Below are 14,231 nucleotides of genomic sequence, written 5' to 3'. Positions count from 1 at the left end.
GCGGATCCCGGACGGGGACACGCGCCGCGGTGTCCGATCAATCGTGACCGAGTTCGCCGATGTGGTGCTGCTGATACAGCTCGACGCCGATGCGGTTCACGAGTTCGATCTGGGTCTCGAGGAAATCGATGTGATGCTCCTCGTCCTTCATGAGCTGCTCGAACAGGTCGCGCGACACGTAGTCCTTGACGCTGTGGCAGTAGGTCGCCGCCTCCTGATACAGCGTCCGCGCGTCGATCTCCGCCTGCAGGTCGGAGTTCAGCACTTCCTTGACGTTCTGACCGATCCGCAACGGATCGAGCACCTGCATGTTCGGGAACCCGTCGAGGAAGATGATGCGGTCCGTCAGCTTGTCGGCGTGTTCCATCTCTTCGATGGACTCCTTGCGCCACGTCTTGGCGAGGTCCTTCAGCCCCCAATTGTCCAGCAGCCGATAATGCAACCAGTACTGGCTGATGGCCGTCAGCTCGCTGCGCAAACCGCGGTTGAGATATTCGATGACCTTCGCGTCGCCCTTCATGACTTCTCCTGTCGCCGACGGCACGGCCCGGCAAATCGCCGGATCGCCCGCCCAGTTTAGAATTGGAATAGTTCTAGATCAGAAGGCGCACCAATCGCAATCCCCGCAACATCCGCGGGGGGCTGCGTGGGCGGGCTCAGGAAACGCGGGCGGGAGCGTGACCGGCGGCACAGCCGGCGTCGGTCATGATCTTCCGGATCGTATGCATGCAGCGTCCGCACTTGCGGCTGCAACCGAGACAACGATGGACCTCGCCGGCGCTGCTGGCATTCCCACCCTCGGGGTGCAGTGCGCTACGGACGTCGTGGTCGGACAGGACGTTGCAGGAACAGACAATCATGGAAGTACGAAGGTCCCGATGATGGCGGTGCGAGCTTTTGGATAGTGAACAGATAGGGCGGAAGCAAAAGGAAAACGGCTGTTTTGAAGCTATTCCAAACTCGCCGGTCGATCTTGATCTCGCGCAAGAGGCCCGCCCGGCCTTCCTGGAATCATTCCAAACGAGTTGTTAGTTCGCGCTCGGCCCAGCTACCCGCAGGGCACCGCCCTTGTGATGAACAGTGACGCTGCGCACTGGCGCCGGGCGCCGTCCCCGCCCCGGTCGTCGCGCCTTCATCCCGCGGCGCAAACATGGCATCTCGCGGGCGTCCCCATTCATAGATCGTTCAAGAGAAAAGTGGATGCTCGCTCCTGCAATAATGTCGCACCCGTGTGGAACCGGGCGGCAAGCAAGAAGGGTGAATCCATGAGGAAAGCAGTGATGGGGCTGGTGGCGGCCACCGCCCTGGGTGTCGCAGCGATCGGCGCACCGGCGCCGGCGCAAGCACATGACGGCTTCGGCGTCGGCCTCGCGGCCGGGCTCCTCGGAGGCGCGATCGTCGGCGGTGCGTTCGCCGGCCCGCATTATTATTACGGCTACGGGCCGTCATATTACTATGCGCCCGCTCCCGTATACGCGCCCGGCCCGGCCTATGTGGTGGATCCCGGCTATTACGGCAGCTGCTACTGGCAGCGTCAGCGATTCTGGGACGGCTACGGATGGCGAATCCGCCGCGTCCGAGTTTGCGGCTGAAATTGAACCTCCGGTTGCCCCGAGCGACCAAATATCCGCGCCAGAGTTTTTCGAGACTCCGGTGAATCGTCCGGGTAGCCCGAAAAAGACCGTTTTTTGGAGCGAGTCATCCGGTCCTGAATCTGCGACGATTGACGGCATTGCGCTTTTTTGATGCTGTTCAATCGAGTGGGCGACTTCTGTCAACGCGCGCCGGTCGGGGCGCCACTTCGGAGAGACAAATGAAGAAGACTGTTTCGATGCTTGTTGCGGTCGCGACCCTCGCCGGTTCGCTGGTCGCGGCCGTCCCGGCCGCTCACGCCGATGGCGGCCGGATCGCGGCCGGCGTCGCTGGCGGCCTGATCGGTGGTGCTCTGCTCGGTGGCGCGATCGCCGCGAGCCGCCCGGCCTATGCGGCCCCCGCCCCGGTCTATGTCGAAGAGCCGGCCTGCCGCATCGTCCGCCAGCGCTTCTGGGACGACTATCGCGGCATCTGGCGTTCGCGCCCGGTCGAGGTCTGCGATTGATCTGATCCGGCTATTCGCCGAATCCTGTGATTTGAAGCCCGGCCGAGCGATCGGCCGGGCTTTCGTTTTGGGTTGCGCCCGCCGCCTGTTCAACGTCAGCCGGCTCAGCGCGCGGCTTCGATCGCACGCAACACGCTGTCGCTGGGCCAGCAATCCAGCTTGAGCCGCGCCGACTTCTGATAGGCGCCGAGCGCCGCGCGTGTCAGCATGCCGGCCTTGCCGTCAACCTTGTCGTCGTAGAAGCCGAGCCGCGTCAGGCCGCGCTGCATCGCCTCGACATCCGCCGTGCGCAACTGCTTGGTCGCCGCCCAGGGCGTGGCAAACGGCTCCGGATTGGTGATTCGATCGGCCAAGTGACCGACGAACAGTACATACAGATCCGAGAAGTTGTATTCCTTGATCACGAAGTAGTTCTTCGTGGTCAGGAAGGCCGGGCCATAGATCCCCTCGGGTTGCAGCAGCGATGCCGGCTCGGCCAGCTCGGCGGCGTTGAGCCGCTCGCCCCGCGCCGGCACGAAGCCCTCGCGCAGCCATTGTCCGATCGGCTTCGTCACCTCCGGCCGGCCCTGCGTGCAATCGGCATTGGCCGGAGCTCGCACTTCATAGGCCCAGCGGACACCAGGCTTCCAGCCCTTGTTGACGAGCTGTTGCGCCGCCGAGGCGAGCGCGTCCGGCACCGAATTCCAGATGTCGATCTTGCCGTCGCCGTCGAAGTCGACGCCGTGCTTGTAGTATTCGGACGGCAGAAACTGCGTGAGACCAGTCGCGCCGGCCCAGGACGAGCGCATACCCTGGCGTGACACGGCGCCCTCGCCGATGATCTTCATCGCGAGAATGAATTCGGTCCGATACTGATCCTTGCGCCGCCCCACATAGGCCTGCGTCGCCATCACCCGAATGGCATCGTAAGGCAGCCGGTAGCGGCCGTAGTCGGTTTCGCGGCCCCAGATCGCCAGCACCACGGTCGCCGGCACGCCGAAGCGCTGCTCGATCGCCCGCAAGGTCGGTCCGTATTGCGACAGCAGCTTGCGGCCGTGACCGGCCAGCGCCTCGATCCGGGCTTCCTTCAGATAGTCCGCCGGCACCTGGACGAACTCGGCCTGCGACGGCGCGCCGGTCTTCGGCCGGCCGGGCAGCAGCAGATCGGGCAGCTTGTAGTCCGGCTCGAGGCCGGCCGTCACCGACTCGAAGGTGGCGCGGGAGACTCCGGCCTGCTGCGCCTCGGGCCACAGCGACGCGACGAAGCGGGTGAATCCCGCGTCGGCGGCCATCGCCGCATCGGGCAGCAGCGCCGCCGCCAGCACAATGCCGGCGGCGACCAGGGCTGCGCCGACGCGCGCGGTCAGTGCGCGGAGTGGGCCTTGGCTTCTTCGACCGCCTGATTCGAGATCCGGTCGACCCACGCGATGCCGATCGCCGACAGGATAAATACGGTGTGGATGATGGTCTGCCACATCACGCCGGTCTCGGTGTAACCGGCCCGGCCCGGCGCGCCGAGGCTGCCCGCCTCGATGAATGTCCGCAGCAGATGGATCGACGAGATGCCGATGATCGCCATCGCCAGCTTGATCTTCAGCACGCTCGCATTGACGTGGCTGAGCCATTCCGGCTCGTCCGGATGCCCGCGCAGGTTGAGCCGCGACACGAACGTCTCGTAGCCGCCGACGATCACCATCACCAGCAGGTTCGAGATCATCACCACGTCGATCAGACCCAGCACCGCCAGCATGATCTGCTGCTCGCTGAAATCGAACGAGTGCTGGAACAGGTGCCAGAGCTCCTTCAGGAACAGCACGACGTAGATGCCTTGGGCGACGATCAGTCCGACATACAGCGGCAGCTGCAGCCAGCGCGAACCGAAGATCAGCATGGGGATCGGGCGCAACGCCGAGCCTTTCGGCGGCAGCGGCGTTTCGGGCGTCATCGACATCGGGAGTAGCTCCAAGCGGGGGAAATTGGCGACCTCTCAAGTGGGAACTCCGTTCGATTCTGTCGAGACGACGAGCAGCGGCGATTAACCGCATCCGCCGCCGCGAATCCTGCGGAAACTACTTGATGGCGACGATGAAGATACGCGGAAACCGTAACAGCACTTTGCCGTCCGCCTGTGGCGGATAAGCGGCCGCGATACGCGCCGTATAGGCGGCCAGATAGGCCTTGCGCTCGGGCAGATCGAGCGGATCGACGAACGGGCGCAGGCCGGTGCCCTTGACCCACTCGACGACCGCGGCCGCGTCGTCGAGCACGTGGTTGTAGACCGTGTGCCAGATCTCCAGGCGGCTGCACAGCGGCCGCAGCGCATCGTAATAGACGCCCGGCTTCGGCAGCGAATCGCGCAGCTCCGCCGCCTTGGACAGCTGGTGCCGCCACGGCTCCTGGAACGCCACCTCGCGCATCATGATGTGCGACGGCTCGTCGAGGTTGTCCGGCATCTGCACGGCGAGCACGCCGCCCGCTCCGAGCCCGGACACCAACCGCTTGAGGTGCTTCAGATGATCGGGCACCCACTGAAACACCGCGTTGGCGAACAGGACCTCGGTGCCGGCCGGCGGCGCCCAATGCGCCACATTCGCTTCGATGAATTTGTGTTGCGGCAGCCGCTCGCGCGCCTGGCGCAGCATGTCGGCGGAGGTGTCGACTCCGATCACCGAAGCCTCCGGCCAGCGCTCCACCAGCAGCGCGGTGGAATTGCCGGGCCCGCAGCCGATATCGGCGACCTTGCCCGGCGCCACAGTCGGAACCTGCGCCAGAAGATCCCGCGCCGGCCGGGTGCGCTCATCCTCGAACTTCAGATACTGCTCGGCACTCCAGTCGGCCATCCAACTCCACCCTCACGCCGGATCGGCTGGAAAGCTATTGATTCTGCGCGATTTTGCAATATCCCGCGACCGTCCTGTCGCAGCTCCTGCACCTAGTGCCGACCGGAAGACCGCGAGACCGAAATCACCGAGCGATCTGGCGACGGAACGCTTCGGCGTCCCAATTGACGATCTCGCTGATCTCATCGTCGGTGAGCGAGACGATATCCTCGGCCGAGCCGCATCGCAGCAGCACCTCGGAGTAACAAACCAGCATCGCCTCGCACGCCGGATTGACGCCGTCCGCGACGACAACGCCCGCGTCCGGGACGATCACCACCGGCCCGAGCGGATGCACCTGCCGCGCATCCGGCCCCTCCCCCGGATCGAACAACCCCGCGCCGCCGAGAAACACCGCCTGGTCCGGATACAGCACCCAACGGGACTGAGCTGTTTCGGTAGCCAAAGGATCGAGCGCCAACGCATGCGCGATGGGCTCTCGCGGAAGACGATAACCGGCGTCGAGCCAAGGCCGAAGACGTTCGAGATTCGGCTGCAACGGGGCGCGCCGCGGGGCGACGGCAACGCGCGAGCCGATCTCCTCGACCACGCGCCACGCCCGCTCCGGGTCATCGGCACCAACTACGAGCCCATGGTTCGCGAGCACCCACACATCAGGCGCCCGCCCCATCGCGTCGGAGGCCCTTTGCATCGCACGGGCAAGTGGCTCTCCGGGCTTTGCGTAGTCGATCCACACCCAATCGAGCCCCTCCATCAGGGACGCAAACGCCGCCTGCGCACCCTCCCGAACGGATCGCGCGATCACATCGACAGGATGCACATGCACGACCACGCGATGCGGCAGCAACGCATGCAGCGCCGTTTCGATAGAGGCACGCAGCGACTGCCCGGGGCCGCCGTCGACGGCAAATGCGTATTCCCCGCGAGCCATCCGCGCGTGGACATCGGGAAGTGAGAGCGACACAAAGATGTCGCGGTCCAACGCATCGGCCAGCCAAGTCCCCGACGCCTTCACGTGCAGACGTGCTCCGTCCTTCCAGGACACGTTTCCGCCCGGCCCCTGCACCAGCGACGGATTCTTTCCAAGCGACGCGCTCAAGCCATTGATCGCGGTCCGCATGGTCAGCGTACCTCGACGCTCAGATCCACGGCGCTCGACGGGTCCTTTGTATGAAACCACGAACAGCTTTCCTGGACCGCCGAAATACGCAGGATGTACCGCCCCGGCTGCCTCGGATACTCCGCCACGAGCCATGCTTCCGCACTTGCCTGCGGTGCGATGCCTCCAGGTACGAACGTCCGAATGCCATCGGAGATGAGGTGTCCGGCGCTATCCAGCCACTGGTAGCTAAGATTAACCGCCCCCGGAGCACTCGTATTAGCGAACGGACGGTCCGTCAGATTGGTGGCCCTCACCCGGATCAGCTTGGTCGTCGGAGGCGGAAACAGTCTGTTGTACCGGGTATCCGGCAATGGGAAAGGACGCTCTTCGAGAACGTCAAAACGTGCCTTGTAGGCCGGGAGACACTCCGCAGCATTCGTGGAGCGGGGCTCCGTCACCCTCGTATAAGGCCAATACAGCGGGCGATTTTCCGGAAGTATCCGCTCTTCCCAAACGTGAATTCCCCCGTACAGAGCCGCAACGATCAGAAACGCATACAGAAACTTCTTGCCCGGTTCCCGAACGCACCATTGCCACGCCTGAGCAAATACACGCCCGCCGATTTGGCCTTGACCGGCAAGCTCATCCTTTCGCGCATTCATATAGGGCACCAGAAAGAGGAAGATGCTCGCGACTTTCATGTAGCCGGAGTAGTGCATCATCACTGCGTCCGCGAAGAAGAGGTACAGCACGCAGAAGACAGCAGCCGTCGCTCCCAGCGCCTGGTCCAACGGCGCGCGGCGGTGATATGCGACGACAAACAGCCGAATGGACAAAACGAACGTAATGACCAACAGGGCCAAGAAAATCGTCAGCAGCACGAACTCGCTACGAGCGTGCGCACCAGCCCCGACGAACGGATGAACACCGGAGATCCCGCTCGACCAGAACCTCCACCACGCCTTCAACGGCGGACCGAGAATCCCCTGGGCAGCCCCGGGATCAACGTTGAGTCCGAACCGGACCGCAATCTGAACTGCAGCGAAAGCCAGAACGGGAACGGCCAAGCAAATGAAGGCCGGCGACTTGATCCAAGCGGCGACAGAAGCGAGGCGGCCTTCTGTGCCGGCCGCGCGCAGCCGATCCAGCCCAAAAAACAGGAAGAGCAAGACAGGAAGGGCAACATAGGCCTCCCGCGACAACACCATAAACGACAGCGGAATGACACTAAGCCACACCCAGACACGGCGATTACTCCGCAGACAGGCCAGCCCGATCAGAAAGAACGCATCCGCGGCAGCATCAGGAAGGCCGTTCAGCAGCGTTAGTTGCGTCCCCGCCGACAACGTCCATAGCAGCGACCAGGCGGGGTGGCATCCCACCGACTGCAGGAGCAATCCGGCTGCCATGGTTCCTGCCACTAGCAGTAGCAAGTAGGTCAGGTAATAGAGCGTCGGGGAGACCCACCCCTGAAATGTCACGATGGATGCCGCCTTCGCGAGAAGAGGCAGCCCGATACGCTGATATCTGTAACCGGGCGTATCGATATGCTTCATCGTCTCTGGAGAACCCCGGAGATCATTCGCGATGTAGTAGTAAAACTGACCATCCCATCCCAGATAGACGCCGTCCTCGTAAAGAGGCCGCAACCCTCTGTCCGCCAGCGGCTTCGGAACGCCGAAATGGGACGACGACAGGATGTGGAAATCGATATTCCCTTGAAGGCCGTTGCGGAGGTAGACGCCCATCGCAACGACGTGAAAGATCAGTGCGAACAGCCCGATCAGCAACAACCGCTTCATTGACGTGCCCCGACCGCCAGTTTTTCGGGGCCGCCACCACGCTCGATACGCTCCAGCAGCCGGATGAGATCGGCAAAGTCGGCGAACGTCGCGTCCGGACGGTCCTCGCCCGCACCAACCACGACTCCTTTGTGGACTTTCTGAAGCGTCGTCGCGTTGAGGCACTTGCGGGCGCCACGCACATCGGTCTCCGGATTATCGCCGATCATCCAGAGATTGACGCCCTTCGGCTGCATCTTCTCGACGGCGATGCGGAACGGCGCCTCGTGCGGCTTGTCGTATCCGGACTCTTCGCTGGTGACGATGTAGTCGAAATAGTGATCCAGACCGAAATACACGATCTTCCGAAATTGGATCTGCGCGGTCAGATCGGTGATGACCGCCGTCGGAATGCCGCGCAGCCTGAGATCGTCCAGCAATTCCTTGACGCCGTCGAACAGGATGGCGTTGCTCAGAAAGGTTCGCCAGTAAGTCTGCTCGAGATCGAGCGCCATCAGCACCTGCGACCCCAGACCGATGATCTCCAGCATGCGCTGAAAGTAGAGCAGCCGGCTGTGCGAGGCCGCGGTGTGCTTCAGCCGCCCTTTGACCTGATGGCGCGCGCTGTCGAACGCACGATCGAAGGTCCCGACGTCGATCGCGAACGTCCGCGTGGCCTTGGCGCGCACCGCCTCCATTCCGGCCTCGTGCGCTTCCGCATAGCTGTAGAGCGTGTTGTCGGTGTCGAACAACACGGCATCGGGGAATGTGCCAAATCGCTGAGCATCGTGGATGCTGATCATATCAGGCGCCTAATCATTGATTGATTGATGTTCGCAAGAATGACGAGCTGCATGACACCGAGCATTCCCTCTCGCCATGCCGCCTTCGGATCGAGGAATTCAATGATCTTGGGAAACAGCATGGTGGCGGCGAGCCGGACATCCTCCGGACCGGTCTCACCTTCGATCGTCATCATCACCGCTTCCGCGTCGTCATCGATCTCCAGATCGACGTGAAGGCCGCAGACGCCCACGAGCACGCGGGCCAGAGACATCTCGTGCAGGCTCTTCCGGGTCAGGACCGAGAGCTTCAACCGCGGGGAGATCGATGAATCCCCCGCCAGCATCAGGGGATGGATCGGCTGCAGCGACATCACGAGATCCGCATGCCGCCCCTGCGGCCGAACGAACCGGGCAACGTCCTTGGCGCGCTTCTCGAGCGACGCGAGGACGTGTTCGACCGAGTGGCCGCGCTCGCCGGAATCGCGGCGGATCTTATAGTGACGCCGCAACTCGTCATCCATGTCGAGATAGATGCTGAGGTCGTAGCGTGCTCGGCAGATCGGCAGATACAGCGCGTGCAGACCGCTGGCGATGATGATGTCTCGCGCTGCAATCCTGGTCGGGCGCTGTCGCTTGCCGCTCGCGTGGTCGTAATGTCGGGACTGGATCGTGCGACGATCCGCCAGAGCCAGCAGATCGTGGGCGAATGCTTCCAGATCGTTCGCAGCAGGATTCAGATGCGTCATCACCTGCCAGATCGGCTTCTGCCGATCCCATCGATGATAGTCGTCTCCGGAGAGCTGCGTGACGGTCCGCCTGCCGAACAGATCACCCAGGGCAAGCGCCAGGGTGTCCTTGCCGCTCCCGGAGTCGCCCGCAATACCGATGATGAAGGGTTTGCGATTGAGCCGAAGGAAATCGTTGGCCGCCACCGACTGACGCCACACCTGCATCGCCATGATCAAGCCGAGGGCCGCCATCGCCGTGTGGAGCAATGAGACGAGATGCCGGCCGAGCTCTTCGCCGACGGCGATGCTCCATACCCCGATCTGAATGGCATCTCCGCCGCTCGCAGAAAGAAGCTGGATCAGCAAACTGCCGCAGACGAACGCCACCGAAAATATCGCCGACAAGACGATGGCCTGCACGCCGCCCCGCGCCTGATGGACGACCAGCAATGGCATGATCCAGCAGTACCAGCCGGGCGCCGCGCGGGTGAAGATCACCACCATCAAGAACGCGATGCCGAGCGTCGCGAAGAACAGGTCGAAATTGATCCGCCGGAATCGCCATTCGGCGTAAAGCACCAGCACGTAAGCGAGCGGCACCAGATAGATGCTGAACCCGGATCCGATCGGCAGAGCGGCTTCGTAGACCTTGGCGATCTCAGGGTTGTGGAACAACATTGCCATGGCGGCCGACGACGCCAGGAACGGCACGCACCAGACGGCGACGCCCAGTAGAAGCCCCTTCGCATACGTCCAGGCGTCGGCGGAAAACGCCCAGTTATTCGCGAGGTAGACGAAGACGAACGGCACGGCGATGAGCATGCTCATCTTCGCCGAGATCGCGGCCGCCATGACGAAGCCCGACAGCGCGAACTGCTGCCGGCGTATCAACAGCAGCGCGAGGGTCAGGATCGCGACCGGGATCAGATCGTTGAAGCCCTGCGCGTAGGTCGCATACAGCACCAGCGGCGAGAGCCAGTATGCGAACAGCAGCAGCCGCGACGTGCAATTGATGATACGCTGCAGCAGCAACATCACGGCGACATCTGCGCATAGCAGCGTCGCCTTGTAGCCGACGATCACCGGCAGCCCGGCCAGCTTGGCTGCCGCGCTGAGCGGTAGAAGCGCAAGCCACATGACGTAGCCGTAGGGGAACGCGGCCGCGTCCCCGCCGTTCGCGAGAAAGACCCTCCAGGGATCGAGGCTGAAGCTGGACAGCGAGCTGTCGATAAACGGGGCGTACCAGATCGTCGCGGCCGTCGGCGCAATTGCGAACAGAAGAAGGAGACGAAGCGCCAGCCCGACGGCGAAGAAGGGATCGATGAACAACTGCTTCATGATCCCGCCCCCTGCTCCCACAGATCCGGGCGCTTGGTGCAGACGGCCGCCGGCTGAATTTGCCGCTCCCGGAGCAGGCGCTGAAGTTCAGGAATTTCGCTATCCGCCGGCCGCCCCTGAAGCTCGGGCGACACCACGCAGAGCTTGAAGCCGGCCGATGTCAGCCGCCGTGCGTCGGCGGCGGAGAGCGGAAAGCGGGTGAAGCAGTCGACCCAAATCCATTGCACGAGGCCCGCGAGGCTCATTGCGGTGTCGATCGATTCGTATTCGGAGACCCGCACGGCGGCCCGCGAGACGCCAGCCTTCGCCCATTTCACCAGGAACGGAAACGACTGGTCGAGAAAGAAGTAGTCCTCGATATCGCGCGCCTTCATGGTCTCGATCAGTTTTTGCTCGAGCCCCTCCTCCTTGACGTTGAGGATCAAGGTGCGGTGCTGGAAGGCGGTCAGCCAGTCTTCGAGACGCTCTCCGGGCTGGAACGGGTCGTGCACGACGATGAGTTCGTCGCCGCTGCTACGAACGTCCATTTCGATGCCGTATGTCGCAGGCGTTGCCTGCAGCTCCGCGCGGGTATTTCGGCGGTGCGCGATCAAAATCATTGGCTCAGCCTGCCCTTCAGCTCGAAGCTGAAATCGACGGTTCGTTTGATGAATTTCCACTTGGAGCGCAGGTCGACGTTCCAGTGCGAGACGCCGTGGGCCCGCTCACCGAAGACGACCGGAAACCGCTCGACCGGAAGGCGTGATCGACGCGCCTGGTAATAGGCGTAGAGATCCAGTGAAAAATCATGGGGCGGATCCGCCCACGTCTCGAAAAACGCGCGCGAGAACATCGTCGGCTGCGCGTTGATGTCCCACAACGGCTCGCGCAGCAGGACCGTCTCGAACGCGCTCATGCCGACTGTAAACACGACGTCCTTGAAAGGACGCCCGCGGCGTCGCCCCTTCACGAATAGACCGGTCCCATGGGAGGCGAACAGATCCAATCCCGGCAACAGATCCAGCGGATCGGTCTGCAGATCGGCGTGCGTCCAAGCCAGCAGATCACCGCGCGCTGCGCGCAGGCCGGACAGGATGCCGAATCCATAACCTTGATTGACGTCGACTCGCACCGACCTGCATCCCGGATGGCGCGGAAGGGCATCCTCGAGCACACGGGCCGTCTCATCAGACGATCCGTTGTCGACAATGATCACTTCAACGTCGGCCTTCGCGACGAGCGCACTGCAGCGCTCCAGCAGCAGCGGCAGATTGCGAGCTTCGTTGAAGCAAGGGATCACCAATGAAAGCACGGAATACCCATTCGGCCGGTGAAATCAGCGATAGACGAAAAACTTCATTCCAAGAAAATTGAGGCTTGCGGAAACTCCCGTGGCGACAACGAAGCTGCAGATGACCGCGACGCTGGAGTACGCCAGCACTTTCAGAAGCCCACCGTTAACGGCAACATTCGCGACCGCTGTCCCCGCGTACAGGATCGCGAAACGTGGAACGCTGCCGGCCGCCACATCCCTGTGGCCGAATGTCCAGAAGCGGTTGGCGAAGTACGCGAAGACGGTGCCCGCGACGAACCCGAGAGCTTTCGCGATCGCGACTCCAACGCCGATCCAGACCAGGCTCACGTAACAAACGAAGTCGATCGCGACCGTCACGAGGCCGACGACGATGAAGACCGGCAGCTCGCGCTTGATCATGCGAATTGCTTCGGCCTTGCTGGAATCCTGTAGCGCGCCTCGAGGTCTGGTCGCGCAGCGGCTGGAATGCGCCCATCGCGTTCCAGACGGTACGGATGCTCGGACCATTTATGAAAACACGACTGCCAGTACTCGAAGGTGCGCAAATCATTGGGCGTGCCCCATGACAAGTAGTGATCGACTTCGAAGACGTGGCAGTTCAGCCCCAAAGCGATCGCTTCGTTGATGCAGGAATCCAGATAGAACTCGTTATTGACGCGAATTCCACGATCGATCAGGCGCGAGACCACGCGACGCAGATCTTCGGCCTTACGGAAAGTGAACGTGCCCAGCACCAACGGATCGGTCGCCGGCGATGCCAGCGGCGCTTTGACCGAGACGCGGCGAATGCGGCCGTCGACGGCATCGATCCAGCCGAACATTTCCGGGTGGCGGACAGCGTTCGCATGACCGCGCACGGCCCAGACCACAACGTCGACGGTGTCATCCTTGAGAAGACGGGGGAGAGCTTCTGCATCGTAGAGGACGCCGAAGTCGCACGACGCAATCGTTATCGGGCCAGGAATGACGCCAACCCTGCGCTCGAGCGCATCAAGCCCAACGATAGCGGTGCAGGCCTGACCTTCCGTAACGCCGGGGATGGTCTCGATCACGGCGGACGAAAATTCGCGAGCCAATTCGGCCGATATCTGCTCCTCGCCGGGCATATCCCGCCGCAGCACGAAGCATGACTCGATCGGGGGCGGCAGATCGCTGGCTGCCTGTACGACCATCGGGCGACCCGACACGGGGATCAACGGCTTCGGCAAGCCGTAGCCTTCTCGCGCGAAGCGTTGCCCGAGGCCCGCCAGCAGCACGACCTGACTGCCTATCGACGGCGTCGGGACCCGATGCTGGATCAGCTTTCGAAACGCTTGCGACCATCCGAGATATTCGGCCAGATCCTCCGGAGTGCCCCACTGCATGAAGTGCTGCAGCGGATACACCGCGACGGGCAGCTTCCTGGCGAACAACTCCTTGTAGGCCAGACTGACGTAGAACTCACCGCCGGTATTGAGGTCTCGTTCGATCGCGCCGCGGAACGCGGATTCCATCAACGCTCCGGTCTCGAAGTAATAAGTTCCACTCGACGCGTATTCCTCCATCCGGTTGTCGGTGAAGGGACGCTTTTCTTGGATGTCTTCGATCCAGCCGCCGGTTTCGCGAAGGTAGGCGTAGTTCGTGCTGCCCAGGCTATGCGGATGGAAGCCCTTGTAGCTGGGGATCGCGCCGGCGCATCTGGTCTCCGCGACAAACCGGCGAAAGTCCTGCCAATCCCAGAAGCAGGCGAAATCGCAGTAATTGACGACGACCGGACTGTCGCGGCGGATGAACTCCGATGCCTGCAGAACCGCGTGAACCGGTCCAAGCTTGTGAGGCGGAATACCAACGACCCGCCCCATTGGGCAGCATCGCTGCAAGATTTCTCGCATCCGAAAGGCCGGCTCGGCGAGATGATCTTCATTGCAGATGAAGAGGAAGTCCGTCTCCCCGGGAAATAGCCCAACCACCCACTCGATGATCGGTTTTCCATCGACCTCGATCAGGGGCTTCGGGACAGTGTAACCGGCCTTGCGAAACCTTTCGCCGAAGCCGGACATGGGGACAATAATCTGCATACTGATAACTGCATCGCAGCGCAGCTTCGGAAGCCGAGCGCGCGTATTATGATACCTAAATATATTAGTACAACCAGACGCATGTGCTTAGGTGAGATGCCTATAGACGTCAATGCAGCGGCTTATGATTTTGAACGGCCCAGGTTTCGGCCCAGGGGATGCGAGCGGTTGAACGCTTCGTTGTGAGCCTGATCAGCCGCGCTGTCTTCGCTGCGCGAGACGTCGAACT

General features: G+C 62.5%; 15 protein-coding genes. 2 read left to right on the top strand and 13 right to left on the bottom strand.

The genetic code is table 11. From position 1 onward, the window contains the following. Positions 1 to 37 precede the first annotated feature (37 nt). On the bottom strand, positions 38 to 520 hold the full coding sequence (bfr, locus tag ACFFJ6_RS06580) for a bacterioferritin (RefSeq protein ID WP_378385580.1): 483 nt from the start codon (positions 518 to 520) through the stop codon (positions 38 to 40). Positions 521 to 656: 136 nt separating this feature from the next. Further along, positions 657 to 860 carry a (2Fe-2S)-binding protein gene (locus ACFFJ6_RS06575; protein ID WP_082364056.1) on the bottom strand — a complete coding sequence of 68 codons (204 nt, stop codon included), beginning with the start codon at positions 858 to 860 and terminating at the stop codon, positions 657 to 659. Positions 861 to 1,265: 405 nt separating this feature from the next. Here ACFFJ6_RS06575 and ACFFJ6_RS06570 point away from each other — a divergent pair, with 405 nt between their 5' ends. Together ACFFJ6_RS06570 and ACFFJ6_RS06565 are read left to right on the top strand one after the other, a co-directional pair. Beyond that, positions 1,266 to 1,592 (top strand): hypothetical protein, encoded by a 327-nt coding sequence (locus tag ACFFJ6_RS06570; RefSeq protein ID WP_378385578.1) that lies wholly within the window; start codon positions 1,266 to 1,268, stop codon positions 1,590 to 1,592. A 221-nt stretch (positions 1,593 to 1,813) separates the two neighbouring features. Further along, positions 1,814 to 2,098, top strand: coding sequence for a hypothetical protein (locus ACFFJ6_RS06565; protein ID WP_054163613.1), 285 nt, complete (start codon positions 1,814 to 1,816; stop codon positions 2,096 to 2,098). Between the two features lie 104 nt (positions 2,099 to 2,202). Here ACFFJ6_RS06565 and ACFFJ6_RS06560 read toward each other — a convergent pair whose 3' ends face one another. The 11 genes from ACFFJ6_RS06560 to ACFFJ6_RS06510 form a co-directional block, all read right to left on the bottom strand. Next, positions 2,203 to 3,420: a lytic murein transglycosylase gene (locus ACFFJ6_RS06560; RefSeq protein ID WP_378385765.1), complete on the bottom strand. Its 1,218-nt coding sequence runs from the start codon at positions 3,418 to 3,420 to the stop codon at positions 2,203 to 2,205. Positions 3,421 to 3,440: 20 nt separating this feature from the next. Then, a complete protein-coding gene (locus ACFFJ6_RS06555; protein WP_378385575.1) occupies positions 3,441 to 4,028 on the bottom strand; it encodes a TIGR00645 family protein in 588 nt (195 codons plus the stop codon). Positions 4,029 to 4,146: 118 nt separating this feature from the next. After that, positions 4,147 to 4,917 carry a trans-aconitate 2-methyltransferase gene (gene tam / locus ACFFJ6_RS06550; protein ID WP_378385573.1) on the bottom strand — a complete coding sequence of 257 codons (771 nt, stop codon included), beginning with the start codon at positions 4,915 to 4,917 and terminating at the stop codon, positions 4,147 to 4,149. Between the two features lie 124 nt (positions 4,918 to 5,041). Continuing rightward, the gene (locus tag ACFFJ6_RS06545) at positions 5,042 to 6,037 is read right to left on the bottom strand and encodes a class II aldolase/adducin family protein (protein WP_378385571.1); all 996 of its coding nucleotides are present in this window, start codon (positions 6,035 to 6,037) and stop codon (positions 5,042 to 5,044) included. Between the two features lie 2 nt (positions 6,038 to 6,039). Then, positions 6,040 to 7,821 carry a hypothetical protein gene (locus ACFFJ6_RS06540; RefSeq protein ID WP_378385569.1) on the bottom strand — a complete coding sequence of 594 codons (1,782 nt, stop codon included), beginning with the start codon at positions 7,819 to 7,821 and terminating at the stop codon, positions 6,040 to 6,042. Continuing rightward, the gene (locus ACFFJ6_RS06535; RefSeq protein WP_378385567.1) at positions 7,818 to 8,603 is read right to left on the bottom strand and encodes an HAD family hydrolase; all 786 of its coding nucleotides are present in this window, start codon (positions 8,601 to 8,603) and stop codon (positions 7,818 to 7,820) included. The genes ACFFJ6_RS06540 and ACFFJ6_RS06535 overlap by 4 nt, the downstream gene beginning before the upstream one ends. After that, positions 8,600 to 10,651, bottom strand: coding sequence for a hypothetical protein (locus ACFFJ6_RS06530; protein ID WP_378385565.1), 2,052 nt, complete (start codon positions 10,649 to 10,651; stop codon positions 8,600 to 8,602). Before ACFFJ6_RS06530 ends, ACFFJ6_RS06535 begins: the two co-directional genes overlap by 4 nt. Then, on the bottom strand, positions 10,648 to 11,250 hold the full coding sequence (locus ACFFJ6_RS06525; protein WP_378385563.1) for a phosphatidylinositol-specific phospholipase C/glycerophosphodiester phosphodiesterase family protein: 603 nt from the start codon (positions 11,248 to 11,250) through the stop codon (positions 10,648 to 10,650). The genes ACFFJ6_RS06530 and ACFFJ6_RS06525 overlap by 4 nt, the downstream gene beginning before the upstream one ends. Then, the gene (locus ACFFJ6_RS06520) at positions 11,247 to 11,942 is read right to left on the bottom strand and encodes a glycosyltransferase family 2 protein (protein ID WP_378385561.1); all 696 of its coding nucleotides are present in this window, start codon (positions 11,940 to 11,942) and stop codon (positions 11,247 to 11,249) included. Before ACFFJ6_RS06520 ends, ACFFJ6_RS06525 begins: the two co-directional genes overlap by 4 nt. Before the next feature lie 24 nt (positions 11,943 to 11,966). Further along, positions 11,967 to 12,344 carry a GtrA family protein gene (locus ACFFJ6_RS06515; protein ID WP_378385559.1) on the bottom strand — a complete coding sequence of 126 codons (378 nt, stop codon included), beginning with the start codon at positions 12,342 to 12,344 and terminating at the stop codon, positions 11,967 to 11,969. Further along, positions 12,341 to 14,002, bottom strand: a complete 1,662-nt coding sequence (locus tag ACFFJ6_RS06510) for an NTP transferase domain-containing protein (RefSeq protein ID WP_378385557.1) — start codon at positions 14,000 to 14,002, stop codon at positions 12,341 to 12,343. Before ACFFJ6_RS06510 ends, ACFFJ6_RS06515 begins: the two co-directional genes overlap by 4 nt. Positions 14,003 to 14,231: the final 229 nt, after the last annotated feature.

The organism is Rhodopseudomonas telluris (assembly GCF_042432815.1).
In the GTDB taxonomy this organism is placed as follows: domain Bacteria; phylum Pseudomonadota; class Alphaproteobacteria; order Rhizobiales; family Xanthobacteraceae; genus Rhodopseudomonas; species Rhodopseudomonas telluris.
Note: the sequence above shows the minus strand (reverse complement) of the source record. Positions and strands in the feature narration are given on the sequence as shown.

What these genes read in the sequence shown, in the direction of transcription:
- ACFFJ6_RS06510 (WP_378385557.1), bottom strand. Translation starts at nt 14,002, where the DNA reads ATGCAGATTATTGTCCCCATGTCCGGCTTCGGCGAAAGGTTTCGCAAG.
- tam (WP_378385573.1), bottom strand. Translation starts at nt 4,917, where the DNA reads ATGGCCGACTGGAGTGCCGAGCAGTATCTGAAGTTCGAGGATGAGCGC.
- ACFFJ6_RS06545 (WP_378385571.1), bottom strand. Translation starts at nt 6,037, where the DNA reads ATGCGGACCGCGATCAATGGCTTGAGCGCGTCGCTTGGAAAGAATCCG.
- bfr (WP_378385580.1), bottom strand. Translation starts at nt 520, where the DNA reads ATGAAGGGCGACGCGAAGGTCATCGAATATCTCAACCGCGGTTTGCGC.
- ACFFJ6_RS06570 (WP_378385578.1), top strand. Translation starts at nt 1,266, where the DNA reads ATGAGGAAAGCAGTGATGGGGCTGGTGGCGGCCACCGCCCTGGGTGTC.
- ACFFJ6_RS06575 (WP_082364056.1), bottom strand. Translation starts at nt 860, where the DNA reads ATGATTGTCTGTTCCTGCAACGTCCTGTCCGACCACGACGTCCGTAGC.
- ACFFJ6_RS06540 (WP_378385569.1), bottom strand. Translation starts at nt 7,821, where the DNA reads ATGAAGCGGTTGTTGCTGATCGGGCTGTTCGCACTGATCTTTCACGTC.
- ACFFJ6_RS06530 (WP_378385565.1), bottom strand. Translation starts at nt 10,651, where the DNA reads ATGAAGCAGTTGTTCATCGATCCCTTCTTCGCCGTCGGGCTGGCGCTT.
- ACFFJ6_RS06515 (WP_378385559.1), bottom strand. Translation starts at nt 12,344, where the DNA reads ATGATCAAGCGCGAGCTGCCGGTCTTCATCGTCGTCGGCCTCGTGACG.
- ACFFJ6_RS06565 (WP_054163613.1), top strand. Translation starts at nt 1,814, where the DNA reads ATGAAGAAGACTGTTTCGATGCTTGTTGCGGTCGCGACCCTCGCCGGT.
- ACFFJ6_RS06525 (WP_378385563.1), bottom strand. Translation starts at nt 11,250, where the DNA reads ATGATTTTGATCGCGCACCGCCGAAATACCCGCGCGGAGCTGCAGGCA.
- ACFFJ6_RS06555 (WP_378385575.1), bottom strand. Translation starts at nt 4,028, where the DNA reads ATGTCGATGACGCCCGAAACGCCGCTGCCGCCGAAAGGCTCGGCGTTG.
- ACFFJ6_RS06535 (WP_378385567.1), bottom strand. Translation starts at nt 8,603, where the DNA reads ATGATCAGCATCCACGATGCTCAGCGATTTGGCACATTCCCCGATGCC.